Source organism: Enterobacter sp. DC4 (assembly GCF_000568095.1).
Classification (GTDB): Bacteria; Pseudomonadota; Gammaproteobacteria; order Enterobacterales; family Enterobacteriaceae; genus Enterobacter; species Enterobacter pseudoroggenkampii.
Genome location: NZ_AZUB01000001.1, coordinates 62,854 through 88,798 on the forward strand (window position 1 = coordinate 62,854; position 25,945 = coordinate 88,798).

Annotated in this window: 28 protein-coding genes; 12 read left to right on the forward strand and 16 right to left on the reverse strand. The window is 56.8% G+C overall.

The features are described from left to right. Positions 1 to 58 precede the first annotated feature (58 nt). On the forward strand, positions 59 to 256 hold the full coding sequence (locus P349_RS23685) for a YbdD/YjiX family protein (RefSeq protein WP_006809671.1): 198 nt from the start codon (positions 59 to 61) through the stop codon (positions 254 to 256). Here the strand turns inward: P349_RS23685 and P349_RS23680 are convergent. The 4 genes from P349_RS23680 to P349_RS23665 form a co-directional block, all read right to left on the reverse strand. Further along, positions 253 to 657 (reverse strand): helix-turn-helix domain-containing protein, encoded by a 405-nt coding sequence (locus tag P349_RS23680; protein WP_032649598.1) that lies wholly within the window; start codon positions 655 to 657, stop codon positions 253 to 255. The genes P349_RS23685 and P349_RS23680 overlap by 4 nt on opposite strands. Continuing rightward, entirely contained in the window at positions 629 to 934 is a 306-nt protein-coding gene (locus P349_RS23675) for a type II toxin-antitoxin system RelE family toxin (protein ID WP_032649596.1), read from the reverse strand. Before P349_RS23675 ends, P349_RS23680 begins: the two co-directional genes overlap by 29 nt. Before the next feature lie 183 nt (positions 935 to 1,117). Continuing rightward, complete coding sequence (locus P349_RS23670; protein ID WP_024906989.1) at positions 1,118 to 1,861, reverse strand: SDR family NAD(P)-dependent oxidoreductase; 744 nt, start codon at positions 1,859 to 1,861, stop codon at positions 1,118 to 1,120. A gap of 57 nt (positions 1,862 to 1,918) precedes the next feature. Next, entirely contained in the window at positions 1,919 to 3,007 is a 1,089-nt protein-coding gene (locus P349_RS23665) for an oxidoreductase (RefSeq protein ID WP_032649595.1), read from the reverse strand. Between the two features lie 159 nt (positions 3,008 to 3,166). Between P349_RS23665 and P349_RS23660 the strand changes: the two genes are divergently transcribed. From P349_RS23660 to P349_RS23645, 4 genes are all read left to right on the forward strand, one after another. Next, positions 3,167 to 4,669 carry a sugar ABC transporter ATP-binding protein gene (locus tag P349_RS23660; RefSeq protein WP_032649593.1) on the forward strand — a complete coding sequence of 501 codons (1,503 nt, stop codon included), beginning with the start codon at positions 3,167 to 3,169 and terminating at the stop codon, positions 4,667 to 4,669. Then, the gene (locus P349_RS23655) at positions 4,666 to 5,661 is read left to right on the forward strand and encodes an ABC transporter permease (RefSeq protein WP_032649591.1); all 996 of its coding nucleotides are present in this window, start codon (positions 4,666 to 4,668) and stop codon (positions 5,659 to 5,661) included. The genes P349_RS23660 and P349_RS23655 overlap by 4 nt, the downstream gene beginning before the upstream one ends. A gap of 19 nt (positions 5,662 to 5,680) precedes the next feature. After that, entirely contained in the window at positions 5,681 to 6,745 is a 1,065-nt protein-coding gene (locus P349_RS23650; protein WP_032649589.1) for a sugar ABC transporter substrate-binding protein, read from the forward strand. Between the two features lie 89 nt (positions 6,746 to 6,834). Continuing rightward, positions 6,835 to 8,076, forward strand: a complete 1,242-nt coding sequence (locus P349_RS23645; RefSeq protein ID WP_032649587.1) for an LVIVD repeat-containing protein — start codon at positions 6,835 to 6,837, stop codon at positions 8,074 to 8,076. A gap of 87 nt (positions 8,077 to 8,163) precedes the next feature. Here the strand turns inward: P349_RS23645 and mtnK are convergent, their stop codons facing one another. Beyond that, positions 8,164 to 9,363: an S-methyl-5-thioribose kinase gene (gene mtnK, locus P349_RS23640; RefSeq protein ID WP_032649585.1), complete on the reverse strand. Its 1,200-nt coding sequence runs from the start codon at positions 9,361 to 9,363 to the stop codon at positions 8,164 to 8,166. 103 nt (positions 9,364 to 9,466) lie between these two features. Between mtnK and mtnA the strand changes: the two genes are divergently transcribed. Continuing rightward, positions 9,467 to 10,483: an S-methyl-5-thioribose-1-phosphate isomerase gene (mtnA, locus tag P349_RS23635; RefSeq protein WP_032649584.1), complete on the forward strand. Its 1,017-nt coding sequence runs from the start codon at positions 9,467 to 9,469 to the stop codon at positions 10,481 to 10,483. A gap of 42 nt (positions 10,484 to 10,525) precedes the next feature. Next, positions 10,526 to 10,996, forward strand: a complete 471-nt coding sequence (locus P349_RS23630; protein ID WP_032649582.1) for an SRPBCC family protein — start codon at positions 10,526 to 10,528, stop codon at positions 10,994 to 10,996. Positions 10,997 to 11,092: 96 nt separating this feature from the next. Here the strand turns inward: P349_RS23630 and P349_RS23625 are convergent, their stop codons facing one another. Genes P349_RS23625 through P349_RS23615 form a run of 3 tightly spaced genes read right to left on the reverse strand, consistent with a single transcriptional unit; the run spans position 11,093 to position 12,932 of the window. Continuing rightward, positions 11,093 to 11,635 carry a 1,2-dihydroxy-3-keto-5-methylthiopentene dioxygenase gene (locus P349_RS23625; protein WP_023315605.1) on the reverse strand — a complete coding sequence of 181 codons (543 nt, stop codon included), beginning with the start codon at positions 11,633 to 11,635 and terminating at the stop codon, positions 11,093 to 11,095. Beyond that, positions 11,632 to 12,321, reverse strand: a complete 690-nt coding sequence (gene mtnC, locus P349_RS23620; RefSeq protein ID WP_024906997.1) for an acireductone synthase — start codon at positions 12,319 to 12,321, stop codon at positions 11,632 to 11,634. Before mtnC ends, P349_RS23625 begins: the two co-directional genes overlap by 4 nt. Continuing rightward, a complete protein-coding gene (locus tag P349_RS23615; RefSeq protein ID WP_024906998.1) occupies positions 12,318 to 12,932 on the reverse strand; it encodes a methylthioribulose 1-phosphate dehydratase in 615 nt (204 codons plus the stop codon). The genes mtnC and P349_RS23615 overlap by 4 nt, the downstream gene beginning before the upstream one ends. A gap of 123 nt (positions 12,933 to 13,055) precedes the next feature. Here P349_RS23615 and P349_RS23610 point away from each other — a divergent pair, with 123 nt between their 5' ends. Continuing rightward, on the forward strand, positions 13,056 to 14,216 hold the full coding sequence (locus tag P349_RS23610) for a pyridoxal phosphate-dependent aminotransferase (RefSeq protein WP_032649581.1): 1,161 nt from the start codon (positions 13,056 to 13,058) through the stop codon (positions 14,214 to 14,216). On the opposite strand, the gene P349_RS23605 is transcribed toward P349_RS23610, so the two are convergent. From P349_RS23605 to citR, 3 genes are all read right to left on the reverse strand, one after another. Further along, entirely contained in the window at positions 14,217 to 14,843 is a 627-nt protein-coding gene (locus P349_RS23605; protein WP_032649579.1) for an IbrB-like domain-containing protein, read from the reverse strand. Beyond that, entirely contained in the window at positions 14,828 to 16,051 is a 1,224-nt protein-coding gene (locus P349_RS23600) for a phosphoadenosine phosphosulfate reductase (RefSeq protein ID WP_032649578.1), read from the reverse strand. The genes P349_RS23605 and P349_RS23600 overlap by 16 nt, the downstream gene beginning before the upstream one ends. 174 nt (positions 16,052 to 16,225) lie before the next feature. Beyond that, positions 16,226 to 17,125 carry a DNA-binding transcriptional repressor CitR gene (citR, locus tag P349_RS23595; RefSeq protein WP_032649577.1) on the reverse strand — a complete coding sequence of 300 codons (900 nt, stop codon included), beginning with the start codon at positions 17,123 to 17,125 and terminating at the stop codon, positions 16,226 to 16,228. A gap of 622 nt (positions 17,126 to 17,747) precedes the next feature. On the opposite strand from citR, the gene ahpC reads away from it, so the two are divergent. Beyond that, positions 17,748 to 18,311 carry an alkyl hydroperoxide reductase subunit C gene (gene ahpC, locus P349_RS23590; protein ID WP_008501015.1) on the forward strand — a complete coding sequence of 188 codons (564 nt, stop codon included), beginning with the start codon at positions 17,748 to 17,750 and terminating at the stop codon, positions 18,309 to 18,311. A 188-nt stretch (positions 18,312 to 18,499) separates the two neighbouring features. Beyond that, positions 18,500 to 20,065: an alkyl hydroperoxide reductase subunit F gene (gene ahpF / locus P349_RS23585; RefSeq protein ID WP_032649575.1), complete on the forward strand. Its 1,566-nt coding sequence runs from the start codon at positions 18,500 to 18,502 to the stop codon at positions 20,063 to 20,065. A 60-nt stretch (positions 20,066 to 20,125) separates the two neighbouring features. On the opposite strand, the gene uspG is transcribed toward ahpF, so the two are convergent. Further along, a complete protein-coding gene (gene uspG / locus P349_RS23580) occupies positions 20,126 to 20,554 on the reverse strand; it encodes a universal stress protein UspG (RefSeq protein ID WP_023310731.1) in 429 nt (142 codons plus the stop codon). 180 nt (positions 20,555 to 20,734) lie between these two features. Here uspG and P349_RS23575 point away from each other — a divergent pair, with 180 nt between their 5' ends. Then, positions 20,735 to 21,973 (forward strand): zinc-dependent alcohol dehydrogenase, encoded by a 1,239-nt coding sequence (locus P349_RS23575; protein WP_032649572.1) that lies wholly within the window; start codon positions 20,735 to 20,737, stop codon positions 21,971 to 21,973. 10 nt (positions 21,974 to 21,983) lie between these two features. On the opposite strand, the gene yldA is transcribed toward P349_RS23575, so the two are convergent. Next, complete coding sequence (yldA, locus tag P349_RS26940; protein ID WP_008501020.1) at positions 21,984 to 22,073, reverse strand: small membrane protein YldA; 90 nt, start codon at positions 22,071 to 22,073, stop codon at positions 21,984 to 21,986. A 139-nt stretch (positions 22,074 to 22,212) separates the two neighbouring features. Beyond that, entirely contained in the window at positions 22,213 to 22,623 is a 411-nt protein-coding gene (rnk, locus tag P349_RS23570) for a nucleoside diphosphate kinase regulator (RefSeq protein ID WP_024907006.1), read from the reverse strand. 246 nt (positions 22,624 to 22,869) lie between these two features. On the opposite strand from rnk, the gene P349_RS23565 reads away from it, so the two are divergent. Beyond that, entirely contained in the window at positions 22,870 to 23,487 is a 618-nt protein-coding gene (locus P349_RS23565; protein WP_032649570.1) for a flavin reductase family protein, read from the forward strand. On the opposite strand, the gene rna is transcribed toward P349_RS23565, so the two are convergent. Together rna and dcuC are read right to left on the reverse strand one after the other, a co-directional pair. Continuing rightward, positions 23,481 to 24,290: a ribonuclease I gene (rna, locus tag P349_RS23560; RefSeq protein WP_032649569.1), complete on the reverse strand. Its 810-nt coding sequence runs from the start codon at positions 24,288 to 24,290 to the stop codon at positions 23,481 to 23,483. The genes P349_RS23565 and rna overlap by 7 nt on opposite strands. Before the next feature lie 94 nt (positions 24,291 to 24,384). After that, positions 24,385 to 25,752, reverse strand: coding sequence for an anaerobic C4-dicarboxylate transporter DcuC (gene dcuC / locus P349_RS23555; RefSeq protein ID WP_032649567.1), 1,368 nt, complete (start codon positions 25,750 to 25,752; stop codon positions 24,385 to 24,387). Between the last annotated feature and the right edge of the window lie 193 nt (positions 25,753 to 25,945).

Below are 25,945 nucleotides of genomic sequence, written 5' to 3' on the forward strand. Positions count from 1 at the left end.
TTTGTGCCGGGTGGCGGCTTCGCCTTACCCGGCCTACATTCCCTGTGAGATCAGAATCATGTTCGACACCCTTTCCAAAGCCGGTAAGTACCTGGGCCAGGCCGCCAAAATGATGATTGGCGTGCCGGACTACGACAACTACGTCGAGCATATGCGCGTCAACCATCCGGACCAGACGCCAATGACCTACGAAGAATTTTTCCGTGACCGCCAGGACGCCCGCTACGGCGGCAAGGGCGGGGCGAAGTGCTGTTAACCCTCTTTCGGGAGATAGAGGCTGATCTGCTCCTGCTTACAGCCGTAGATCGCCGCCAGCTTTTCGCGTGTGCGCTTTTGCGGACGGGAGTCCAGCGCTTCCAGCTGTGACACGGCGGACTGGCTAATGCCAAGTTTATCCGCCACCTCCTGCTGGGATAACCCGCGCAGGATACGCCATGCGGCCTGCAGGCTGACGTTCTGCCAGGTCATGATGCTGCACACTTCTCCGGGCAATTCCACGTCATCCAGACTATCGTGTTCGACCTCAATATCCTCCAGATCGTCATCGGTTTCGTCGTCAATTTCTGACATCTGTAAGAGCATACGAAAATATTCGTGATAGGGAATAACGGCGTACTGCGTTTTCCCGTTATCGTCCTTGATTAGCTGTACAGCCATAGGTGGCACTCTCCTCATGCAGGTAAGTCGTTGAAGTTCTGCGCTTGACGGCCAAAACATAACAATGGTCATCGGGATCGTCCCGAAGCGTATAGATGATGCGGTAATCGCCAACGCGTAGCCGGAAATGATCTTCTGTCGCCGATATTTTTTTGATATCGGGCCGGGGAGCCGAGCGGTCATCCAGCTCAGTAAGCTTTACCTCAATGCGTCGCTGATACCGCTCTTCAATCTTTGAAAACGCCTTCTTTGCACCATTGGACCAGACAATCTTCATCCGTACCTCCACTGTACGCCCACAAAAAATATAAGGAAATAATAAGACTATTAGATAAATTCCGAATTTCTAATGGGGTACTGTAGAGCGGAGTAAAAACGCGGGTAAGAGGCAAAACGCAAACCGTCGAGGCGGCTCGGGAAGGCCTCTGCCGGACGACAGAGGCTTGCAGGAAATGTGCGATCAGGCGTTCAAACCACCGTCCACATCGAGACCGGTACCGGAGATCTGCCCGGCAGCCGGGCTGGCAAGGAAGGTGACCGCCGCCGCGATGTCTTCCGGCTGGCCGTAGTGACCGACCGCAATCATCTGGCGCTGGGCTTCCGCCTGTTCGCCGTCTTCCGGGTTCATATCGCTATTGGTGGGGCCGGGGTGCACCAGGTTTACGGTAATGCCGCGCGGTCCTAAATCACGGGCCAGACCGCGGGTGAGGGAGTTAAGAGCGGACTTGGTCATCGAGTAAACGGCAATGCCCGGCATCGCCACGCGGTTTGCCAGACAGCTGCCGATGTTGATAATGCGCCCGCCGTCGGACATATGCACCAGCGCTTCCTGAATGGCGATCACCACGCCGCGGATGTTGACGTTGATAAGGGCATCAATATCTGCCAGCGTCATGGACTCCAGCGGGCCGCCGCGCGCGATCCCGGCATTGTTGACCAGAATGTCCAGCCCGCCAAGGGAACGTGCCGCATGGGTGACGGCATCCTGAATCGCCTGCGCGCTGGCGCTGTCCGCCTGCACGGCTTCGCTGTGTCGTCCCAGCGCCTTAATCTCATCGGCGACCGCCTGGGCTTTATCGGCCGATTTTTCATACGTAATAATCACATCCGCACCGGCGCGCGCCAGCGAGAGTGCAATAGCCCGACCCAACCCGCGGCTGGCACCGGTAACCAGCGCCTTTTTACCTGTTAAATCGATCTGCATGATGACCTCGTTACGAGAGTGGTAAGAATCATCATTAGGTATAGCCTGTCGGCGCGATTAACGGCTGAAGGATTCCACTTTCTCAAACGCGGCGCGCAGAACGTCAGGCGTTAACGCAACCGGTAGATAGTGAATCGACTCCACCGGGCGCAGGGTGTGGGCAATGACCTTATCCAGCGCTTCCCGGTTATTGATGTCGACGTCCAGCTCGTGAAGCGTGGTCGGCAGGTTAAAGCGCTGGTACGCCGTCACCAGCTGCGCCAGCACGTCGTCCTGGCCGAGCAGGGCGCTCTGCACCAGAATGCCGTAGGCCACCTTGGTACCGTGGAGGTATTTTTCCGTCTGCGGCAGCACGGTTAAACCATTGTGCACCGCATGCGCCGCCGCCACGCGGGTATAGCGTTCGCCCAGACCGCCGACCATCCCGCCGCCGGCGATAATCGCATCTACCACGTCCCGGAACGCCTGCGTCTGTTCGCCGCGCTGCTGGTCGGCCAGCGCTTCCTCACTGTGCTCCAGCAGCACCTCGCGGATCGCCAGCGCGCCGTTGATGCCCAGCCGCACGGTCAGCGGCAGGTTCTCCGGCTCAGGTGCCAACACAACCGCTTCGTACCACTTCGCCAGCGTATCGCCGATACCCGCCAGCAGGTATTCCGCCGGGGCGTTAAGGACGATCTGCGGCTCCACCAGCACCAGGAAGTTGGCGTCGTCGAAGATCTCAAAATGCAGCGCCTGACCTGCATCGTTGTACCAGACGGAGAGCGGGGTCCACGCCGCGCAGGTGGCGGCAATGGTGGGAATGCCCACGAACGGCACGCCCAGACGACGCGCCACGGCCTTGACGGTATCCAGTACCGCACCGCCGCCCACGCCAATCACCACGCTGGCGTCACTGCCGGATTCGTTCACCAGATGGGTGACGTCGCGCTCGCTGCAGTGGCCTTTAAACAGCAGGTGTTTCGCCCCCGGCGCGTGAAAGCTCTCCGGCAGGAAAGGGCGCGCACCGTCGATAGCGCGCTCGCCGTAGATCCACACCGCACGGGAAAGCTGTTCCGGGGTAAAGAAGTCATTCAGATGCGCAAGGCTTCCGGGATGGGAGAAGTAGTTCGCCGGGCCAGGCACGACGCGGATATCGGTGTTGCTCATGGTGTTGTCCTTTTTTAGCAAGCGCTAACCCGATGTTATGTCTGGACATCCGGATGGCTAATAATATTTCGCTTTAACTTATGCCTTTTCCTTCGTTGTCAGTCAACCGGAGCTGTGAAAAATTCGATAAATCAGAAGAGTAATGAAGGATTTACGCGGATGGTTTCCAGTCGCCTTGAAATGCACGGTATCAGCCTGGCCTTTTCCGGCTTTCAGGCGCTGTCGCGCGTGAACTTCACCTTAACCGGCGGATCGGTACATGCGCTGACCGGCGCCAACGGCGCGGGGAAATCGACGCTGATGGCGGTGCTGTGCGGGACGCACGACCACTATGAAGGCGAAATCTCCATCAATAACCAGCCGGTAAGCATCCGCGAACCGCTCGATGCCAAACGGCTGGGGATCCACCTCGTGCAGCAGGAAGTGGACGTGGCGCTGATCCCGGGGTTAAGCATCGCCGAGAACATTATGCTCGACCAGCTGGCGCAGCCGGGGCATCGCTTCCGCTGGCGTGCAATCCGCCAGCAGGCGAGACAGGCGCTGGCACAGCTGGACGTTTCTCTGGACGTACGCCGTTCCATCGACAGCTGCACGCTTGCCGAAAAGCAGCAGATTTTGCTGGCGCGCGCCCTGTCCCATCACTGCCGTTTTTTGATTCTTGATGAGCCCACCGCGCCGCTGGACGCGCACGAGAGCGAGCGCCTGTTTGGCGTGGTGAGACGGTTAAAGCAGCAGGGCATCGGCGTGGTGTTTATCTCCCACCGCATTCACGAGCTGAAGGCCATCTGCGACACCCTGACGGTGCTGCGCGACGGCAAGCTGATCGAGTCCGGCCCTATGGCCGATCTTAGCGGCGAAGCGATCGTCGAGAAGATGCTCGGCCACGTGCTGAGCGATATCTACCCGCCCGCTCGGCCGCCGCACGGCGACGAAACGCTGCTGCGGGTGGAAGGTCTGCATGACGACGCGCTGCTGAAAGATATCTCCCTGCACCTGCGCAAAGGCGAAATTCTCGGGATTGCCGGGCTGGCGGGGGCGGGGAAAACCGAACTCTGCAAGGCGCTGTTTGGCGCCAGCAAAAGCCGCGTGGCGCGCGGTGAGTTGAATCAACAGCCCTGGCAGCCGCGCGACCCGGCCGATTCGGTGCTGCGCGGCCTGGCGCTGGTGCCGGAGGAGCGGCGCAAAGAGGGCATTTTTATCGACGAGCCGGTGAGCATGAACCTTGCCGTGTGCGCCGATAACAGCTTCTCGCGCTGGAGCCTGTTTGGCCATCGTCAGGCGTGGCGCTGGGCGGAGGAGGTGATCGCTCGCGTCGGCGTGCGCGCCCGCGGTCCCGGGCAGGTTTTGCGACGTCTCTCCGGCGGCAACCAGCAGAAGGTCGCCATCGGCAAGTGGCTGCGCAATGATGCGAGCGTGCTGATCTTCGACGAGCCAACCAAAGGCGTGGACGTGAAGGCCAAAACCGATCTGTTCCAGCTGATTGACGGCCTGGCGCGCGAGGGCAAAGGGGTCATTTACGCCTCGGGCGAGTTTGCCGAGCTGGTCGGGCTGTGCGACCGCATCTGCGTGCTGTGGGACGGGCGCATCGTGGCGGAAATCGCCGGAGCCGAGGCCCGTGAAGAGACACTACTTTATTATTCAACCGGAGGAACGGCGTCGTGAGCAAGGCCCTTTCAGTAAACGCGACGGCGTCTGGCCGTCAGCAGATTTTCGATTTTCTCTACAAGTGGGGCATGCTGTTAACCGTCGTCGCGCTGGTGGCCGTCTTTGGCCTGGCGTCGGACAGCTTCCTCGATCCGAACAACATCATCAATATTCTGCGCTCAATCGCCATCGTGACGGTGATTGCCGTTGGCGTGTCGATATCATTGACCATTGGCGGGTTCGATCTCTCCGTGGGATCGACCGCCTCACTGGCGAATGCGCTGGTGATTTCCCTGTTCGTCTGGCACGGCTTTGGTACCACCGAGTCGATTCTGATCACCCTCGCGCTCTGCATGCTGGTGGGGCTGTTTAACGCCTTTCTTATCGTCATCCTGCGCATTCCGGACATGCTCGCGACGCTGGCCAGCCTGTTTGTGATCCAGGGCGTGGCGATGACCTACAGCTACGGCGGGTCGATTACCGAGAACATGGTGCTGCCGAGCGGTGACATGGCGGAAGGCACCATTCCGGCGGCGTTCAGCCTGCTGGGGCAGGTGCCGACGATTGTGATCATCATGCTGGTGGTGACGGTTCTGGCGCAGCTGGGGCTGTCGCTCACCACTCACGGTCGTCGGATGTACGCCATTGGCGGCAACCCGGAAGCCGCGCGTCTCTCCGGTATTCGCACCACCCGCTACAAGGTGGCGGCCTACGTGATTGCCTCCCTGCTTGCGGGCCTGGGCGGGATTTTGCTGGCCTCGCGCATCGGCTCGTCGCAGGTAAACGCGGGCGGCGGTTACCTGATGGATGCGGTGGCGGCGGCGTGGATTGGCTTCTCGCTGGCCGGGTCCGGCAAGCCGAACGCGCTGGGAACCCTGGTCGGGGCGGTTATTCTCGGCGTGCTGTCGAACGGGCTGGTGATGCTCTCCGTGCCGTATTACGCCATGGACATTATAAAAGGGCTGGTGCTCGCGGTAGCGCTGGCGATTACGTACATACAAAAACGCTGACAACACAACGGGATAAAAAATGAAAAAGATTGCACTCTCTTTGGTGGCATTAGGGTTATTCACCGCTCTGCCTGGCTTCGCGGCCACACCCGCCCCGCTTCCGGCGGCCATTGCCAACCATGACGGCCCGATCCGCATCGCGGTGATCCGTAACCTTGGCTCAGACGACAACACCACGCAGTTTATTGCCGGGGCCATTCAGGAAGGGAAGAAGCTTGGCTTTAAGGTCAGCACCTTTTTAAGCAACGGGGACGATGCCAAATTCCAGGACTTTGTGAATCAGGCGATCAGCCAGAAATATGACGGGATTATCCTGTCTCAGGGGCGCGATCCGTACTCCACCGCGCTGGTGAAGAAGGCGGTGGACGCCGGGATTAAGGTCGCCGTCTTTGATACCGCCGTCAACGGTGAGATCCCGGGCGTGACCGTTACCCAGCAGGACGATGCCTCCCTGACGAATCTCTCCTTCGGCCAGCTGGCGAAAGATTTCAACGGCAAGGCCAATATCGTCAAGCTGTGGGTAGCGGGCTTCCCGCCGATGGAGCGTCGTCAGGCGGCCTATAAAGAGCTACAAAAGCAGTATCCGGATATCAAAGAGCTGGAGTCTATCGGCGCGGTCTCCTCTGACGTGCAGGGCGACACCGCTAACAAAGTGGGCGCGATCCTGGCGAAATACCCGAAAGGTAAAATCGACGCCATCTGGGGCACCTGGGACGCCTTCAGTCAGGGCGCGTATAAGGCGCTGAAAGAGAACGGCCGTACCGAGATCAAACTCTACAGCATCGACATCTCCAACCAGGATCTGCAGCTGATGCGCGAGCCGGGCAGCCCGTGGAAGGTGAGCGTGGCGGTGGATCCGAAGCTGATTGGCGCGACCAACGTGCGTCTGGTGGCGAACAAGATTGCCGGGGAAACCACGCCTGCGACCTACGATTTCAAAGCGGCGGCCATTCCGCAGGCGCTGCTGACCGCCCAGCCGGGCGCGGTGAACGTGGCGTCGCTGGGGAAAATCATTCCGGGCTGGGGCCAGACGGAAGATTTTATCGCGCCGTGGTTTGCGACGCTGGAAGCGAAGAATAAATAAAACCAAGCCGGGTGGCGTCAGGTGCGGCCTGATGCCCTCACCCCGGCCCTCTCCCACGGGGAGAGGGGGAAAACCAACAGGAGCTAACGGTGAGTCATTTACCCCCTCCCGAATACAGCCGCAATATGCGGCTGATTGGCCATAGCGATCAGGGCGGTCGCCCGGACGGCGTACAGCTGATGGTGCACCGCGGTTTCGCCTGGATCGGCCATATGGTGTCGCAGGGCTTTTCGATTGTCGACGTGCGCGACCCGAAAAACCCGAAAGCGGCGGGCTACGTGCCCGCGCCGCCCGGCACCTGGAACGTGCACCTGCAGGCGCATGACGACCTGCTGCTGGTGATTAACGCCCGGGATCTGTTTGCCGATGCCCGCTTTGCCGACGAGAAGGTCTACTACACCCGCCAGGTAGGCGAGACCGTCAGCGACGTGCAGGACAAAGGCTGGAGCGCCGGGCTGCGCGTGTTTGATATCTCCACGCCGGACAGGCCGCGCGAAATCGGCTTTCTGTCGCTGAGCGGGATTGGCATTCACCGCATCTGGTACGTCGGCGGCCGCTGGGCGTACGTGTCGGCGCTGATCGAGGGCTTTACCGACTACATCTTTCTGACCATCGATCTGGCGGACCCGCGTAGGCCCGAAGTGGCCGGGCGCTGGTGGCTGCCGGGAATGAACCAGGCCGAAGGCGAACAGCCGAACTGGCCGGAAGGGAAACGCTACGCCCTGCACCACGCGATTATTGCCGGCGATACCGCGTACGGCAGCTGGCGCGACGGCGGCCTGACGCTGCTGGACGTGAAGGATCGTACCCAGCCGAAGCTGATTAGCCACCGTAACTGGAGTCCGCCGTTTGGCGGCGGGACGCACACCGCGCTGCCGCTGCCGGACCGCGATCTGCTGGTGGTGCTGGACGAAGCGGTGCTGGATAACCAGGAAGACGGCGAGAAGCTGATCTGGCTGTTTGATATTCGCGAGCCGTCGAATCCGGTCAGCATCTCTACCTTCCCGCAGCCGGACGAAACTGACTACGTGGCGAAAGGGGCGCATTTCGGGCCGCATAACCTGCACGAGAACCGGCCGGGGAGCTTTGTCAGCTCCACGCTGATTTTTGCGACGTATCAGAACGCGGGCGTGCGCGCGTATGACATCTCCAATCCGTATCGTCCGGTGGAAACCGGCGCGCTGGTGCCTGCTGCACCGGAGAAAATGATGGATACCCGCCCGAATCGCCCGCAGGTGATCCAGTCGTGTGACGTGTTTGTGGATGCGCAGGGGATTATCTACAGCACGGATTATAACGGTGGGCTGTCGGTGATTGAGTATTTGGGGTGAGTTTTTGCCGGGTGGCGGCTTCGCCTTACCCGGCCTACATTTTGCACCCGTAGGCCCTGTAAGCGCAGCACCACCGGGCAAATGCACTCAGCTATATTGCCGCACCCGCGCCACCAGCTCTTCCGCGCTGTCGATACGGTCGGCAATCACAATCAGCGCCTTGCCGAGCGTTATCGCGTGGCGAAGGCATTCGTGGCGCATCGCCTCGTCCTGAATGGTGTCGATATCCGCGACGTGGGAAAGCCCGACGCTGCGGCGAATGAGTTCGGTGCCGCAGAAGCCGATGGCATCATGCCAGACCTTTTTCAGGAATGCGGAGGCATAGCCCGGCGCGCCGAGCGCGGCGTCGCGTGTTTTCTCGTGTGCCAGCGCCTGGAAGCGTTCCGCGAAGGTGTTCCACAGTTCCTGAATATCGGTCAGGCGCTGCTCGCGCGCGGCGGCGGCATCGCGAATGCCCAGATGCCCCGGCAGGCCGCAGAAGTTGAGCAGCAGGTTGCCGATTGCGGTGCCGACGTCAAAGCCAATCGGCCCAAAATAGCCGAACTCGGCGTCGATGGCCTTCAGGCTGCCGTCGGCCACAAAAATCGAGCCGCTGTGAATATCGCCGTGCAGCAGGGCTTCCGCCTGAGAAAAGAAACGGTGCTTCAGGGAGGCCACGGCAATTTTCAGCTGGGCGTCGTCGCGCAGGGCGGCGACGTCATTTTCCAGCTCGGCCGGGTAGCTGTTGCGCGCGTGGATCTGGTACGGATCGTTGAAGAACAAATCTTCGGTGATCTCGCACATCGCCGGGTTGATGAATTTTGCCACCTGCGCTTTTTTCTCGTGCGGGTGCAGGTAGAAATCGCTGGTGTGGAACAGCGCGTGCGCGAGGTATTCACCCAGCTGACGCGCCGCCTGCGGGTAGTAAATGTTGCCGATCAGCTCGCCGCGCCAGATGCGATGGCTGGAGAGATCTTCCATCACCATCACCGCCAGCTCCGGGTCGAAGTGGTGGATTTTCACCGTGTGCTGCGGGCTGTGCCGGTAGTGCTCGACCAGGGTTTGTGCCTCCAGACGGGCGCGGTCCAGCGTCAGCGGCCAGGACTCGCCGACGCAGCGCACGTAGGGCAGCGCCTGCTTAACGATGATGCGGCTCACGCCCGCGCTGTCGAAGATTTTGAACACTAGATTGAGGTTGCCGTCGCCTACCTCCTGCGCCTCCACCAGCGATGAAGGATCGTCAAGGCCGCCAAACTGCCTGGCATACTCCACGGCGTCCTGAGCGGTAAAGGTACGGTATTGCGACATGGCCTGCTCCTCACGGTTTGCTAATAAAGACATGTAGACGTCTATACATCTGGATTTCATCCTGACACAATGTGCTACAACAACGCAACAGGGAATTAACGACATGCAGACATTACAGACGACCAGCCTGCGGGTAGCGGATAATCAGCTCTTTATTCTCGACCAGCAGGCCCTTCCGCAGGAGAAACGCTGGCTTGATGCCTCAACGGTAGAGGCGCTGGTCGGGCATATTCACGCCCTGCGGGTGCGCGGCGCGCCGCTGATTGGTCTCTCTGCAAGTCTGCTGCTGGCGCTGCTGGCGGAAAACGGCAAAAGCCGCGACGAGCTGGCGGTGGCGCTGGAAACCCTGCGCGCATCCCGCCCGACGGCGGTGAACCTGATGAACAACCTTGACCGCATGAAGATTGCGCTGTGGCAGGAAGAGTATGTTCCGGCGCTGGTCGCGGAGGCGCTGCGCCTGATCGACGAAGACAAACGGCTCTGTGACGCCATTGCGCAAGCGGGCAGCGCGCTGGTGAAGCCCGGCAGCCGCCTGCTGACCCACTGCAACACCGGCGGGCTGGCAACGGCAGGCGTCGGTACGGCGCTGGGCGTGATTGCTCGCGCGCATCAGGAGGGCAAGGTCAGCAACGTCTGGGTGGATGAAACCCGTCCGCTGCTGCAGGGGGGCAGACTGACCGCGTGGGAGCTTGGCGAACTGGGCGTGCCGTATCAGTTGATTACCGATTCCATGGCCGCCAGCCTGATGGCGAAAGGGCTGGTGGATGCCGTGTGGGTGGGCGCAGACCGCATTGCGGCTAACGGCGACGTGGCGAATAAGATCGGCACCTATTCTCTGGCGGTGCTGGCGAAATTCCACGGCATTCCGTTCTATGTGGCCGCGCCGCAAACGACCCTCGATCCGGACTGCCCGAACGGTGACGCGATCCCGATTGAGCAGCGCGCCGCCAGCGAGGTGACGGGCGTCGCCGGAAGCTTTGGCGCGGTGCAGTGGGCGCCGGAAAACGCGCAGGTCTACAACCCGGCGTTTGACGTTACGCCAGCCTCGCTGGTTAGCGGCTGGGTGCTGGATACGGGTGTGGTCACGCCGGAAGCGGTGGCAAACGGGAAATTCGCCTGAGTCCGGCTATTCTTTAAGGGGTTTCCCTGAGAGGACAATATCGTGACGCTCGATCCTGAAACAGACTTAAAACTGGAGCGCGTGGTGGATGCCCCGCGCGACCTGCTGTGGCTCTGCTGGACTACGCCAGAACACATCAAAAACTTCTTCATTCCTGCTCCCCATAAGGTGACCGAATGTGACCTCGATCTGCGCGTGGGCGGACGGTTCAACACCGTGTTTGAGGTGGACGGTCAGCGGATGGATAACCGGGGTGTGTTCCTTGAAATCGATCCGGGGAAAAAGCTGGTCTTTACCGACGGCTATACCGAAGGCTGGAAACCGGCCGAGAAGCCGTTTATGACGGCGATTTTATTGCTGGAAGATGTCGGGGAGGGCAAAACCCGCTATACGGCGATTGCGCGTCACCCCACGAAGGACATCCGCGAGCAGCACGAGCAGATGGGCTTCCACGAAGGGTGGGGGATTGTGCTGGATCAGCTGGTGGAGTATGTGAAGGGATTGAAGCGTTGAAGCTCGAGCGGCCTGATGCCCTCACCCCGACCCTCTCCCACAGGGAGAGGGAGCAAATACTAAAAACGGCAGCTATAGCTGCCGTTTTGCTTTTACCTATGCCAGCCGTGGATACGCGTCCGCGATTGCATCACCCGTAAACTGGGCCACCCAGCCTTCCGGGTTATCGAAAATACGAATGGCGGTAAAGTTCGGCTCTGAGCCCATATCAAACCAGTGCGGCGTGCCCGCAGGAACGGAGATCAGGTCGTTTTTCTCGCACAGCACCTGATACACCTCATCGCCAATGTGCAGGCAGAACAGCCCTGCGCCTTCCACGAAAAAGCGCACTTCGTCTTCGCCGTGGGTGTGTTCGTTCAGGAACTTCGCGCGCAGCGCCTCTTTCTGCGGGTTGTCGGCGCGCAGGCTGATCACGTCCCAGCTCTGGTAACCCTTCTCTGCGACCAGTTTGTCGATCGCATGTTGATACGCCGCGATCACGGCTTCAGGCGCGGGATCGTGTCCTAAATCGCGATCCGCCGCCCAGCGTTCAAACCGCACGCCTTTCGCGTTGAGCTGTTGGGCAATCTCGGCGGCGTCGGTACTGTGCCACTGGTGTTGACTGGCGTCTTTATCGGAATAAATGGTCAATGCGCTCATGAAGGGATCTGCTCCGGGTTAATCTCGTCAAACTGGTGGACCTGATGGTGGTGGCTTGCGCCGTCATCATCGCCGCGAATCAGCTGCAGGGTGCGAAAACCTGCCTGTTCAGCCGCGTCCAGCTCCTGATGAATATCGGAGAGGAACAGGATCTGCGACGGGGCGATGCCCGTTTGCGCCGCGATGTTCTGATACGACTGCACCTCGCGCTTGGCGCCGATGTGGGTGTCGAAATAGCCGCTGAACAGATGAGTAATATCACCTTCGTCGCTGTAGCCAAATAACAGTTTCTGCGCAGCAACGGAGCCAGAGGAATAAACATAGAGATCAATCCCTTGCGCTTTCCATTTTTCCAGCGCGGGCAGCACGTCCGGGTAAAGATGTCCGGTAAAGTCGCCGTTAACGTAGCCGTCGTGCCAGATGATCCCCTGCAGCGCTTTTAGCGCGGTAGATTTGCGGTCTTCATCCATAAAGGCAAACAGGGCGTCGATAAGCTCGCTGACGCTGGCGTGCGGATTACCGATTTCATCACGCAGGTTGTCCAGAATGGATGTGACCGGCTCGGCGTACTGCTGCGCGGTCACGAAGGCCGCCAGCCGCTCACGCGCGTAGGGGAACAAAACATCATGGACAAAACGAATATCGCTGGTGGTGCCTTCAATATCCGTCACAATCGCGCGAATCATACTCTCTCCAGTTGTCGTAAACGCATTTCACATTCAAACAGGAATTCCAGTCCTTCCAGATGACGGCGGGCTTCGGCCACATCGCGTCCCCAGCAGGTTAAGCCATGGCCGCGCAGAAGAAAACCATAATTAAGCGGGCGTTCCTGCGCGTAATGGGCGATTCGCGAGGCGAGGGCGTCAATGTCCTGGTCGTTATCGAAGACCGGGATAGCCACCGTATCCAGATGCGTGGTCTGCCCGGTGAGGGATTTTTGCATCTCAAAGCCGCTGATGTTGAGCTCGGCTTCTTTGACCAAACGCGACAGCACCGTGGCGTTGACCGTATGAACGTGCAGGACGGCGTTGGCCTCCGGGAACAGACGATAGATAAGGGTGTGTAGCCCCGTTTCGGCTGATGGCTTACGACCAGACGGCGCGCGGTTGGTGGCGATCTCCACCTGGAGAAAATCCTCCGTCGTCAGGCTGCCTTTGTCTTTGCCCGATTCGCTGAGCCAGCAGAGGCGTTCGTCCTGACGCACCGACATATTGCCCCCGGTGGCGGGTGCCCAGCCTTTGGCGCCAATCCAGCGGCAGGCGTCGACCAGATGCGTGAGTTGCAGGTTGTCTGTCATTTTCCTTTTACCCTCTCGGACAGGAATATTCATATTGTTTAGACGTCTAAGCGTCTTGATTGCCAAAGACTAACATCGTGTTATAGTGGCAGCAACATAAGTATTACAAGCAGGCACAACACAATGAGCATTAACCCATTGATTCCGCAAAGTAAACTTCCCAATCTCGGTACCACCATCTTTACGCAGATGAGCGCCCTGGCGCAGCAGCACAACGCCATTAACCTTTCTCAGGGATTTCCGGATTTCGACGGGCCGACCTATCTGCAGGAGCGTCTGGCGTACCACGTGGCGCAGGGGGCGAATCAGTATGCGCCGATGACGGGCGTGCAGGCGCTGCGGGAAGCCATTGCGGACAAAACGGCTGAGCTGTATGGCCATAAGCCCGATGCCAACAGCGACATCACGGTGACGGCAGGGGCGACCGAAGCGCTGTATGCGGCCATCACCGCCCTGGTGCGGGCGGGCGATGAAGTCATCTGCTTTGACCCGAGCTACGACAGCTATGCGCCTGCGGTTGAACTCTCCGGCGGCGTGGTGAAACGCGTGGCGTTACAGCCACCGCATTTTCGCCCCGACTGGCAGGCGTTTGCTGCGCTGCTGAGCGACAAGACCCGTCTGGTGATCCTGAATACCCCGCACAATCCGTCGGCGACGGTGTGGCAGAAAGCCGATTTCGCCGCGCTGTGGCAGGCGATTGCCGAACGTGAAATCTACGTGCTGAGCGATGAAGTTTACGAGCACATCTGCTTTGCAGAAGAGGGACACGCCAGCGTGCTGGCCCATCCGCAACTTCGCGAGCGGGCTATCGCCGTCTCGTCGTTCGGTAAGACCTACCATATGACCGGCTGGAAAGTGGGCTACTGCGTCGCACCGGCCGCCATTAGCGCTGAGCTGCGCAAGGTGCATCAGTACCTGACGTTTGCCGTAAACACGCCGGCTCAGTTGGCGCTGGCGGATATGCTGCGCGCGGAGCCTGAGCATTATCGCGCGCTGCCGCGTTTCTACCGTGAACGTCGGGATCTGTTCGTGACGGCGCTGAGTAAAAGCCGCCTGGAAATTTTGCCCTCTGAAGGAACCTACTTCCTGCTCGCGGACTACAGCGCGATTTCCGATCTGGACGACGTCAGCTTTTGCCAGTGGTTGACAAAAGAGGTGGGGGTGGCCGCCATTCCACTGTCGGTATTCTGCGCCGATCCCTTCCCGCACAAGCTGATCCGCCTTTGCTTTGCCAAGCAGGAATCGACGCTGCTGGCGGCGGCAGAGCGTCTGAACACGCTCTGATTATTTCACCGTCCAGGCTTCGGAATAGCGACGGTCTGCAAACAGCGCCAGCAGGCCGTTGATTTGCTTGAGGCGCAGCACCTCGTCGCTGTCCATCCCGAGCTCTTTGCCAATTCGCTCATCGTTCCAGCCGAGCTGTGCCAGTTCGCGCACGATATCCGACATGGCGTTAATCTGGTGCCGACCCCGCGCCCGGTTGTGACGGATCGTGGCGGCCATACGGTCATGCTTTTCCTGTCGATCCTGGCGCAGGCAGGTGACGGGGAGATATCCCCTGAGCTGACGCTTCAACGCCGCCCGAGTTTTGCCGATTTCATGGCGGTGGAAACCATCCACAATTTCGTAATGTTGCGGTTCACTTTCCGTCACGACAATAGGTTGGGTGAATCCATCGAGTTCCAGCGACTTGCTGAGCAGCCGTTTTTCTGGAGGGGCAACGTTATTGGGGTTGTAGTCGTTAGCGGTAATCGCGTCCTGTTTGATCCAAAGCACGCAGTCTATCGGTTGCTCACGAAAAGGACTGTTTCGATGGATCGCTTCACGAAAAGCATTGATGGCGTTAATCCGATCCTCTTCGGGAAGAGACTGAAGGTACGTTTCGATCTCGGTGATTAATCGTTGTCGCATAATATGCCCCACTCCTTGCGTTTCGCCTTCACTCTTTCACTGTAGCGCTGATAATGTTTGGGTTTATTTGGGCTGAACGACAGCGCTCTGCACCAGTAGTCGTTATTAAGGATAACCTTGCAAATACGGCGCCATGAGGGAATGTCTTTGGCACCAATATCACCGTCCTGGGTGTCGGGAATATCTTCTATGCCTTTCTTCTGATACCAGCGCAGGTAAATGGCGATTTTATTGCGGTAATGCTCAGCCGTATTTTGCGGCATGCTGTCGAGCAGCAGTAGGGCATATTCGCGCCAGCAGAGGTGATCGGGTTTCAGGATTTTCCGGTGACCATAAAAGTGGTTATCGTGCCCGGCGTAAATTCCTCCGCTGCGTACGCCGCTCACGCGCTCGCACATGGCCGCCCAGCGATCGGGCTCAACAACATGGTAGAGCCATAATCCCTGACGCTGCTCCGGACCAAAGGGCTCACAAATACGCATATAGCGGGGCGGTACGCCGGCCTGGAACATCAGGTCATAGAGTGGGTTATAGCAACATCCCGATTTGGCAAACCAGGTCCAGATATCGGCGGTTTTCCAGTCGTAGAGGGGATAAACATACCAGGCATGCCCCCCAGGGGCGACGGTCGTCCAGGGTTTATCATCGGCAAACCGCTGCTTACGCGCCGACGCGATAGCCAGAAAACGGTTATAAGATTCATCGGCGCGGATGCCAATCATCACCGCCGCCGGGCGATTGTGAGAGAACCAGTCGGAGAAGCTGCGAACAAAAGTTTCAAACGTCATGCCGGGCTGGTAGAAGGGAAAAAAAGCGGGATCGGTTATCGCACCGTCAGGGGGCTGGCGGACCCATCGGGTGCCGGGTTCCCAGCATTGCCATTCCGGCTGAAATTGCGACAGAGAATTTTGCGTTGTCAGGGGAAGCGCGACCCACCAGAAATGGTCGATGATATCGCTATATAACTCGCGCATACGTTCAACATGGGTGATGGTATGGCTAAACTGCGCTTCCCAGTCGATAAAGAGAACGTCTATTTTTATATTCATCTGTCGCGCCTGCCGGGCAACCAGGTGCAGCATGGTGGTGGAGTCTTTACCTCCTGAAAAAGAGACACAGATCCTCGGTAAATTTTCGAGAGTCCATTTTATTCGTTCCCGAGCCGCAGAAAGAACATCCTGATTAAGAGGGTACTTATAAATTGACATGTTTATTCTCATCCTGAGGAATAAATACCAGACGTTAGTGTCAATACTAGAGTGAGAATGATATCAGTCAATAATTAATGAGGTGTGCAAAGTTTATACCGAATATTTCTATAACGGAGATGTATGTTTCTGAAACTGGCGGCTCCCATTATGTATGAGAACCACAATGCCGTTTCAGGGTAAGGTTATTTCTTCAATAAAGCTTGCGAAGGCTGCGCTATGCAATGCGGAGCGATTATACATCATGTAAATATCAATGATGGGAAATTGAATGTCTGTTTCGACTTTGTGAAGATTAAGTGCCTGTCCATATTGTTCAAAAGCGACTGTTGGCACTAATCCAATGAGGTCCGATGAACTGATCATCGACAAAAGAGAAATAAAAGAGTCACTTCGATAGACGATATTTCGTTCTGTTAAAAGATTATCGGCTTTCTCCTGGTACTCTTTAACACTACTTTCATCGCTCAGGTAGGCGGTAAAGTCTTCATTGAGGATCTCTTCGTGAGTAGGTTTTCCGCTAACGCGAGGATGACCCTTTCGGCAAACAAGAACAAAAGGGAGTCTGTAGTACAGACTGCAGGCGATAGAGCGGCTTGTAGAGGGGGCAAAAGAAAATATCAGGTCAGCCTTTCGGTAAGCTAAGAGATCTTCTGCTGAATCAGGAGCAAGAAAAACATCATGTAATTCAATGGAATAATTGTACTTATCCATCAGCAGCTTCATAGGCCCAAGCATCGTTTTCGTGCTCATAAACTGCGGGCTATAAATGACAAAGTTTTTTTTCAGCCCGGTGCTATGCATCATGTTAATGGTCTGCTCGAGCTGGTTCAGGTTTTGTTCCAGATGATGATGCAGATTGACGCCGACCGTCGTGGGCGTTATTCCCTTTCCTGAACGGATAAACAACGGATCGTTGAGCTGCCCGCGCAGACGCTGCAGTGACTGGCTGACCGCTGATGGCGTGATATAAAGCGTCTCTGCTGCCTTACTGATGCTCAGATGTTGATAAATGCATTCAAAAATGACCAGCAGGTTGAGGTCGAATTTTTTAAGGTCGTAGAGATTTGCCATGTTTCGTCCTGAGATTGTCATCTATGCTGGGGTTATCACATCACTGATAACTATAGTTTGAAGTTAACCATTTACAATCCTTTCGATTAACCCTCTTAAATTTAAATTAAATTCACCTTAATGTATCATGACGCCAGATTATTGAAATAGTGCTTCAAGGAACATTAAGATAATTTTATCTCAGATGTTGGAGTGAGCATTTTAAATAACAATTGTCATTTATATATTGAGGTATTTTTATAATAAAAATAAATTTATAACGTCCCGAAATGATGTTTGGCAAAACCTATCACAGCCATAGGCAGGAATACCTCTCTTATGGATTGCCCAATTCCTGAACGGGTGGTGTAATCAAAGGGCTGTTACCCCTTGATATAAAGGGTTGTAGAGCGCAACGCAACGCCAGCTTCGGCTGGTACTGAATGTACCTGCGGGGAATTCAGGTATCAGGGCCGCCCGTTGAGGCGGCCTTTTTACTTTCAGGCTTTCCTGTAAAAGGTTCACCTTGTTGTCTTGTCGACGTTGTAAGGTTTGGCTGATTGATTTGATAAAGCATACGCATTAGCCCCGATGAATAAAGTTGGTTACCTTACATCTCAACGAAAACACGGAGGAAGTACAGATGTCTTTGATTAACACTAAAATTAAACCTTTCAAAAACCAGGCGTTCAAAAACGGTGAGTTCATCGAAGTAACCGAGAAAGATACCGAAGGTCGCTGGAGCGTCTTCTTCTTCTATCCGGCTGACTTCACCTTCGTTTGCCCGACCGAACTGGGCGACGTGGCTGACCATTATGACGAACTGCAGAAGCTGGGCGTAGACGTTTACTCTGTGTCTACTGATACCCACTTCACCCACAAAGCATGGCACAGCAGCTCTGAAACCATCGCAAAAATCAAATACGCGATGATCGGCGACCCGACTGGCGCCCTGACCCGTAACTTCGACAACATGCGTGAAGATGAAGGCCTGGCTGACCGCGCCACCTTCGTTGTTGACCCGCAGGGTATTATTCAGGCTATCGAAGTTACCGCTGAAGGTATCGGCCGTGATGCGTCTGACCTGCTGCGTAAAGTGAAAGCAGCGCAGTACGTGGCTTCTCACCCAGGCGAAGTGTGCCCGGCGAAATGGAAAGAAGGCGAAGCGACTCTCGCTCCATCCTTAGACCTGGTCGGCAAGATCTAAGTCTGTAAAGCCTGGCGGGGCTGCGCTTGCACAGGCCTACAGTATCGTAGGCCGGGTAAACGAAGTGCCACCCGGCAATCAATGGGCGCCCCCCGCGCCCATTTCATTCCAGCACCATGATGCAAGTTGCATTCAGGCCGCCTGTGTAAGGCAGCTTGCATGATGACGTTTTAAGAGAGGGAAGAATAATGCTCGACACTAATATGAAAACCCAGCTCAAGGCCTATCTTGAGAAACTGACCAAACCCGTTGAGCTGATTGCCACGCTGGACGACAGCGCGAAATCGGCAGAGATCAAGGAACTGCTGGCTGAGATCGCCGAACTGTCGCCAAAAGTGACCTTCAAAGAAGATAACTCGCTTAACGTCCGTAAGCCTTCTTTCCTGATTACTAACCCAGGCTCTGAGCTGGGGCCGCGCTTTGCCGGCTCGCCGCTGGGTCACGAATTTACCTCGCTGGTGCTGGCGCTACTGTGGACCGGTGGTCATCCGTCGAAAGAGGCGCAGGCGCTGCTGGAGCAGATCCGCGATATCGACGGCGATTTCGAGTTTGAAACCTATTACTCGCTCTCTTGCCATAACTGCCCGGACGTGGTGCAGGCGCTGAACCTGATGTCGGTCCTGAACCCGCGCATTAAGCACACGGCGATTGACGGCGGTACCTTCCAGAATGAAATCACCGATCGCAACGTAATGGGCGTTCCGGCGGTGTATCTGAACGGTCAGGAATTCGGTCAGGGTCGTATGACGCTGACGGAAATCGTTGCCAAAGTGGATACCGGTGCCGAAAAACGTGCCGCAGAAGCGCTGAACAAACGCGATGCCTACGACGTGCTGATCGTCGGTTCCGGTCCGGCGGGCGCGGCGGCGGCAGTGTACTCTGCGCGTAAAGGGATCCGCACTGGCCTGATGGGCGAGCGTTTCGGTGGCCAGGTACTGGATACCGTGGATATTGAAAACTATATCTCCGTGCCGAAAACCGAAGGTCAGAAGCTGGCGGGGGCGCTGAAGGCGCACGTCAGCGACTACGACGTGGACGTGATCGACAGCCAGAGCGCCAGCAGGCTGGTACCTGCTGCGGTTGAGGGTGGTTTACACCACATTGAAACCGCATCCGGCGCGGTGCTGAAAGCGCGCAGCATTATCATTGCCACCGGTGCGAAATGGCGCAACATGAACGTCCAGGGTGAAGATCAGTATCGCACCAAAGGCGTGACCTACTGCCCGCACTGCGACGGCCCGCTGTTTAAAGGTAAACGCGTGGCGGTGATCGGCGGAGGTAACTCCGGCGTGGAAGCGGCTATCGACCTGGCGGGGATTGTTGAACACGTCACTCTTCTGGAGTTCGCACCAGAGATGAAGGCCGACCAGGTTCTGCAGGATAAAGTTCGCAGCCTGAAAAACGTCGACATCGTCCTTAACGCGCAGACCACGGAAGTGAAGGGCGACGGCAGCAAGGTGACCGGTCTGGAATACCGCGACCGCGTGAGCGGCGACGTGCACAGCGTTCAGCTTTCAGGGATCTTCGTGCAGATTGGTCTGCTGCCAAACACCACCTGGCTGGAAGGCGCGATTGAGCGCAACCGCATGGGCGAAATCATCATCGATGCGAAGTGTGAAACCAGCGTGAAGGGCGTGTTTGCGGCGGGTGACTGTACTACCGTGCCGTACAAACAGATCATCATCGCCACGGGCGAAGGGGCGAAGGCGTCGCTGAGTTCGTTTGACTATCTGATTCGCACCAAAACCGCATAAGAAAAGAAAGTAAGGCGATACCTGCAATAGCGAGAGGCCACCGAAAGGTGGCCTCTTTTTTTATCTGACGACCATCACCGGTATGTGGGTGTGGCGGATCACGCTGGAGGCGTTAGAGCCCAGCAGATGTGTGGTAATGGAAGGGTTGCGCGAACCGATGACCACCACGTCTGCTTTCAGCTCGTTCGCCAGTTCATTTACCGCATCACGTACGCTGCCGAATCTGACGTGCGTTTTGATCCGTGAAGGGTCAATACTGAAGTGGCTGACCATGGTTTGCAGACGCGTTTCCGCTTCATGCTGCAAATGCTCCTCGAAGCGGCGCACATCGGCAGCGAAGCGGTGCAGGCTCAGGCTGGCGGAGCCCGGGAGCACGTGCAACAGATGGATGACACCGTCCTGCTGCGCCAGGAACTCCGCGTGGCGAACGGCCTTGTCGCTCAACTCCATCTCAAAAACGTCAACCGGCATAATGATTCTCTGATACATACCCGTTTCTCCTTGTTTATAAACGCTGTACTCATTCAACCACAAAATATTAATGGTTTCTGTAAGCGCCCCGTCAGTTTTCTTATCTCGCCAGGATAAATCTCAAAAGACCCGTATTCCGGGGCAGACCTTGAGGGGTAGCTACCCTTATAGACTTACCTGGAACCTTTCGGAGGTCGCATGAAAGCACTTACGTATCACGGTCCACACCATGTTCGCGTCGAGAATGTCCCTGACCCCATCATCGAACAGCCGGACGATATCATTCTGCGCGTCACGGCCACGGCGATCTGCGGCTCCGATTTGCATCTCTATCGCGGAAAGATCCCGAAGGTGCAGCACGGCGATATTTTTGGCCATGAGTTTATGGGGGAAATCGTCGAGTGCGGTGCAGAGGTAAAGAATTTGCAAAAAGGCGATCGCGTGGTGATCCCCTTTGTCATCGCCTGCGGGGACTGTTTCTTCTGTCGTCTGCAGCAATACGCGGCCTGTGAGAATACCAACGCCGGGCAGGGTGCCGCGCTGAACAAAAAGCAAATCCCCGCGCCGGCCGCGCTGTTTGGCTATAGCCACCTCTACGGCGGTGTACCGGGGGGACAGGCGGAATACGTACGCGTGCCGAAGGGGAACGTCGGACCGTTTAAAGTCCCGCAGCTTCTTTCTGATGATAAAGCACTTTTCCTTTCCGACATTTTGCCCACGGCCTGGCAGGCGGCAAAAAATGCGCAGATTGCAAAAGGTTCAAGCGTAGCCGTTTTCGGCGCCGGGCCGGTGGGGCTTCTGACCATTGCCTGCGCGCGGCTGCTGGGGGCTGAGCAGATCTTTGTTATCGATCACCACCCGTACCGGTTGCGATTTGCCGAGGCGCGTTACGGCGCAATTCCCATCAACTTTGATGATGACAACGACGCCGCGGAAAAAATCATCGAGCAGACCGCGGGCCAGCGCGGCGTTGACGCCGTGATTGATGCGGTCGGGTTTGAAGCGAAAGGCAGCACCACGGAAACGATCCTCAGCAATCTTAAAATTGAAGGCAGCAGCGGCAAAGCGTTGCGTCAGTGCATTGCTGCCGTGCGGCGCGGTGGGGTAGTTAGCGTACCCGGCGTGTACGCCGGGTTTATCCATGGCTTCCTGTTTGGCGATGCCTTTGATAAGGGGCTGACGTTTAAGATGGGTCAGACGCACGTCCATGCCTGGCTGGGTGAACTGTTACCGCTGATCGAAAAAGGGCTGCTTACGCCGGAAGAGATCGTGACCCATTATCTCCCCTTTGCGGATGCGGAACGCGCCTATAAGATTTTCGAAAAACGGGAGGAGGAGTGCCGGAAGGTGATTCTGGTCCCGGGCGCAGAAACACCTGAGGCCGCAGAGCAGACCGTTAAGGGCCTGGTGAATGCCTTCCCGGGTGGGGTGGCCTGAGAATGTTCGCTTACCAGTGGCGTTCAAGATAGAGCACGGCCGTGACGATAATCGCCACAAAAATCAGAAAGATAAGTGTGATAACGCCTATCTCACTCATGACCGTCCCCGCGGCACCAAAACAGATTAAGCGTGGATTAAGGCCATTTTGCGCGGTATAGGAAAATCGTGTGAATTTGCGGAAAGAGGATGCGGTGGCATCCTCTGTGCAAAGCGGATAGGCGCTTATTCAGAAGAGATTAACGCAGGTAATCGCCTGCGGCTTCTGGCTGGTAGAGCAGCTCCAGCACTTCAAGATGGGTCGAAGCGCCGCCCGGCAATTCCCAGTGGATCGTATCCCCCGTACGCAGTCCCAGCAGTGCGGCACCCACAGGCGCAAGCACAGAAAGCTGTGCGCTGCTGTCGGTCATCTGCGCCGGGTAAACCAGCGTGCGGGTCAGCTCTTCACCGGTGGTCAGATTGCGGAATTTCACCTGGCTGTTCATGGTGACTACGTCATGCGGCATCGTCTCAGGCGTGCACATCTGTGCCCGGTCGAGTTCTTCATTCAGGGCGTCGGCCACGGGGAGCGAGGCGAACTCCGCTTTCTCCAGCAGCCTGTCGATACGTTCTGCGTCGAGCTCATTGATGATAATGGTAGGTCTGGACATTTTTTACTCCATGTCGTTAATGCTGCGTCTAACGCAGAAACTGATCCAAAAGAAAACCCTCGCCGTCTGGCAGCGAGGGTTTAACTCTCCCGATGATACTGGCTGAGCGCGCAAGTTTGAAGTGATGAAAGTCACATTCATGTTCCATATGAATTTTCGCTGAAATTTATTCAGTCTTCATTCCTGGCGGAATACGTTACGCTGAGTGTCCTGAATCCGGGCGTTGCCCGCCAACGAGAGAGCACTATGTACTTCTATCAACCGTCTCAGGGGCACGGCCTGCCGCATGACCCGCTGAACGCCATTATTGGCCCACGTCCGATAGGCTGGATCTCCTCATGCGATAAGGCCGGTCAGCTGAACCTTGCGCCGTATAGCTTCTTTAACTGCTTTAACTATCGCCCACCGATCATCGGCTTTTCCAGCAACGGCTGGAAGGACAGCGTGCGTAATATTACTGAGACAAAAGAGTTTGTCTGGAATCTGGCGACGCGCGATCTCGCGCAAGCGATGAACCAAACCTCCGCGATGCTTCCCCACGATCGGGATGAATTTAGCTTTGCCGGACTCACGCCAGCGGCCAGCCAGCTGGTTAACGCTCCACGCGTTGCAGAAAGCCCGGTGAATTTTGAGTGTCGACTGTCGCAGTGCATTCAGCTTACCGGTGCCGATGGTACGCCGGTGGAGACGTGGCTGGTGTTGGGGGAGGTGGTCGGTATCCATATTGCCGAAACGCTGCTGGAAGAGGGGATATACCAGACGGCGAAAGCGCAGCCCATCCTGCGTGCGGGTGGGCCGACGGCGTACTATTGCATCAGCGATGAAAACCGGTTTGATATGGTGCGCCCGGTCGCGGATCAGTAACCGGCTTTATCAATCACGAATTGGCTTCCGCAGTTACCCGGATGTGGCTGCGGGGCAAATGAGGTCGCAGAAAGCGGGTTGTTAATGGCGTCTGCTTTCAGCGAAATCTGCATCTCGGTGAGATACGCCGGATTGCCGTTGCAGGTCAGCTTGAACGCTTTGACGTTCTCGTTGCCCCAGCTTTTGGCCACGGCACTGTCAAAATCACTACGGTTGACGGATTTCCCGTAGTTATCGGCGAGGAATTTTCCGACCGCACTGTTTTTAACTTCCTGATTCATCCGTACCATCGTGCCGAAATAGGCATCCGGGTCAAAACCAAAGCAGACGCCATGTTTGGCATATTCGTAGCGTTCCAGGCAGGAATTCCCGCCCGCGCCCGGCATCACGTCATTGAGCTTTGCGGCAGCGGAAAGCGACAGTCCGGTTTCGGCGGCATCGCATTTGCGGCTGGCCTTCACTTCCGGCATGTTAGGAATGGGGCGTGTGGCGCAGCCAAAACGCATCCATCGACGGTCATCCACGCCGCGTGCGGCAATAGATTTCGGCAGGCCGGGCCATAACCCGTGAACGGTCAGAAAATCGGCTTTATTCTCGCGCTCTTTTTGCAGGCGACATTCGTCAGGTTCATTACGGTTGCGCTCGACCATGCTCTGGCAAAACCCGGTTTGCCAGGAAAGAGCCAGCACATAGCGATCGAAATCGCCATACTGGGTTGCCTTCAGCGGTTCCGCCTGTGCGGAGAAGATACAGAGTGCAAGCGCCAGTGCGCCAGACGGGATGACGATATCCTTCCTGAACATATGATTTCCTGATCGAATGAGCGTGATTAATTTCTGAGGGTTATTAAAGCATAAAAAGCGCCCGCAGGCGCTTTTTGGATATCCCTAATTTAGCTTAGGCCGCACCGGGAACCAGCACTTCCGTGGCGATAATCACGATAATCAGGCCAACCATCACTGGCACTGAGGTGCGTTTTACCACTTCGAATGGTGAGATTTTTGCCATCCCGGCCACGGCGACCACTACGCCTGATACCGGGGAGATGGTACGGCCCAGGTTTGACGCTTGCAGCATGGGTATGGAGAGATAGGCCGGGTTAATACCGGAGGAGTGAGCCAGTTTCGGGATCATCTCAACGAAAGCGTAGAAAGGCGCATTACCGGAACCCGTGGTCATCGCCGCCAGCATGGTGAGCACCACCAGAACCAGCATCAGGATAATACTGGCCGATCCGAACGAGGTGGCGATCGAGATCAGGCTCTGGATAAAGCCGATGGTGCTCAGACCCTGGGCAAAAACGCCCGCTGCCACCAGCAGCATCACCACGCCAGCGAAGGCATCCGCCATACCGCGATAGGCAACTTCCAGACCCGAGAACACCTTTTGCGTGTTAAAGCCACGCACAAATTCCAGCACGGCAGCCAGCAGCATGCAGATAACCAGAATGGTGATGATGTGTAGCTGCGGTCCCCATTTGCCGTCAAAAATCAGCACCCCGATAATCGGCGTGAAGGGCAGAATGGCATAAAACGCGGGAGCGGTGGTGGTGATTTCACTCACGTCCATCATTTCATGGCTGATGTTTTCTTTCTTATCGAGATAGCGCTGCCAGAAGAAATGCGCGATACCCATGCCGACAATGGCAACAATGGAGATCGGCAGCGTGGTTTTAAAGGCGAAGTCGATGAGCGACATCTCCGCCGCCTTTGCCGCCAGCACGACGTCACCGGAGGTCGGGGAGAGAATAATCGCTGCCGGAGACGCGCAAATGGCTGCGGCCGCGCCGCGGCTGATACCGACGTTCACCATGACCGGGAACAGCGTCGCCATCAGCAGTACGCCAAGTCCGGTAGCCGACGAAACGGCCAGCGACATCAGGCAGGCGAGGAAATAGGCGGCGACCATCAGCAGATACGGCGAGTTAATGTACTGCAGGGGTTTGGAGGCAAGTTTAACGACCATGTCGTTGGCGCCGATGTGGGTCATGTAGGCCGCAAAACCACACAGCATCATGATCATCATGCCCAGATCGCCGCCGCGGCTCATGAGCAATATTTTAATGTATTCAACAATATCTGTAGCGGTGTAACCGGTGCTCGTGGCGCTGGCAGGTAACACCTGGTGCCCCATCAGTGCGCTGATAATCAACAGCGTTAAACCGCCAACAAATAATACGCCCGTGGCCGAGTAGCCTTTAATGATGTAGCGTGCGACGCCGACAATGACGACGACTCCAATAAGGAGCTCGAATAACGTAAGCATGATTTCCCCTGTATCTCTGCTGCAGTGGAGCACAAAAAATCAATAAAAAAAGAAGGATGGAAATGTGCCGAATAATTGGCCTGTTCTTGCTGATTAAAATCAATAAACAGACGACTAGAGAACAGAACAAGCGTGTTTTTGCCATGGCCCATACATTTATACCATGAGGGTCTTGACCATCAGAAATGGCGCA

Excerpts from the sequence above, each read along its gene's own strand:
- rna (WP_032649569.1), bottom strand. The coding sequence starts at position 24,290 with ATGTTCAGGAAGGATATCGTCATCCCGTCTGGCGCACTGGCGCTTGCA.
- P349_RS23660 (WP_032649593.1), top strand. The coding sequence starts at position 3,167 with ATGGTTTCCAGTCGCCTTGAAATGCACGGTATCAGCCTGGCCTTTTCC.
- P349_RS23575 (WP_032649572.1), top strand. The coding sequence starts at position 20,735 with ATGAAAGCACTTACGTATCACGGTCCACACCATGTTCGCGTCGAGAAT.
- P349_RS23650 (WP_032649589.1), top strand. The coding sequence starts at position 5,681 with ATGAAAAAGATTGCACTCTCTTTGGTGGCATTAGGGTTATTCACCGCT.
- mtnK (WP_032649585.1), bottom strand. The coding sequence starts at position 9,363 with ATGTCGCAATACCGTACCTTTACCGCTCAGGACGCCGTGGAGTATGCC.
- P349_RS23615 (WP_024906998.1), bottom strand. The coding sequence starts at position 12,932 with ATGACAGACAACCTGCAACTCACGCATCTGGTCGACGCCTGCCGCTGG.
- P349_RS23600 (WP_032649578.1), bottom strand. The coding sequence starts at position 16,051 with ATGTCAATTTATAAGTACCCTCTTAATCAGGATGTTCTTTCTGCGGCT.
- mtnC (WP_024906997.1), bottom strand. The coding sequence starts at position 12,321 with ATGATTCGCGCGATTGTGACGGATATTGAAGGCACCACCAGCGATATT.
- uspG (WP_023310731.1), bottom strand. The coding sequence starts at position 20,554 with ATGTATCAGAGAATCATTATGCCGGTTGACGTTTTTGAGATGGAGTTG.
- ahpC (WP_008501015.1), top strand. The coding sequence starts at position 17,748 with ATGTCTTTGATTAACACTAAAATTAAACCTTTCAAAAACCAGGCGTTC.
- P349_RS23605 (WP_032649579.1), bottom strand. The coding sequence starts at position 14,843 with ATGCGACAACGATTAATCACCGAGATCGAAACGTACCTTCAGTCTCTT.
- rnk (WP_024907006.1), bottom strand. The coding sequence starts at position 22,623 with ATGTCCAGACCTACCATTATCATCAATGAGCTCGACGCAGAACGTATC.
- citR (WP_032649577.1), bottom strand. The coding sequence starts at position 17,125 with ATGGCAAATCTCTACGACCTTAAAAAATTCGACCTCAACCTGCTGGTC.
- P349_RS23665 (WP_032649595.1), bottom strand. The coding sequence starts at position 3,007 with ATGAGCAACACCGATATCCGCGTCGTGCCTGGCCCGGCGAACTACTTC.
- ahpF (WP_032649575.1), top strand. The coding sequence starts at position 18,500 with ATGCTCGACACTAATATGAAAACCCAGCTCAAGGCCTATCTTGAGAAA.
- mtnA (WP_032649584.1), top strand. The coding sequence starts at position 9,467 with ATGCAGACATTACAGACGACCAGCCTGCGGGTAGCGGATAATCAGCTC.
- P349_RS23565 (WP_032649570.1), top strand. The coding sequence starts at position 22,870 with ATGTACTTCTATCAACCGTCTCAGGGGCACGGCCTGCCGCATGACCCG.
- P349_RS23625 (WP_023315605.1), bottom strand. The coding sequence starts at position 11,635 with ATGAGCGCATTGACCATTTATTCCGATAAAGACGCCAGTCAACACCAG.
- P349_RS23610 (WP_032649581.1), top strand. The coding sequence starts at position 13,056 with ATGAGCATTAACCCATTGATTCCGCAAAGTAAACTTCCCAATCTCGGT.
- P349_RS23685 (WP_006809671.1), top strand. The coding sequence starts at position 59 with ATGTTCGACACCCTTTCCAAAGCCGGTAAGTACCTGGGCCAGGCCGCC.
- dcuC (WP_032649567.1), bottom strand. The coding sequence starts at position 25,752 with ATGCTTACGTTATTCGAGCTCCTTATTGGAGTCGTCGTCATTGTCGGC.
- P349_RS23680 (WP_032649598.1), bottom strand. The coding sequence starts at position 657 with ATGGCTGTACAGCTAATCAAGGACGATAACGGGAAAACGCAGTACGCC.
- yldA (WP_008501020.1), bottom strand. The coding sequence starts at position 22,073 with ATGAGTGAGATAGGCGTTATCACACTTATCTTTCTGATTTTTGTGGCG.
- P349_RS23675 (WP_032649596.1), bottom strand. The coding sequence starts at position 934 with ATGAAGATTGTCTGGTCCAATGGTGCAAAGAAGGCGTTTTCAAAGATT.
- P349_RS23670 (WP_024906989.1), bottom strand. The coding sequence starts at position 1,861 with ATGCAGATCGATTTAACAGGTAAAAAGGCGCTGGTTACCGGTGCCAGC.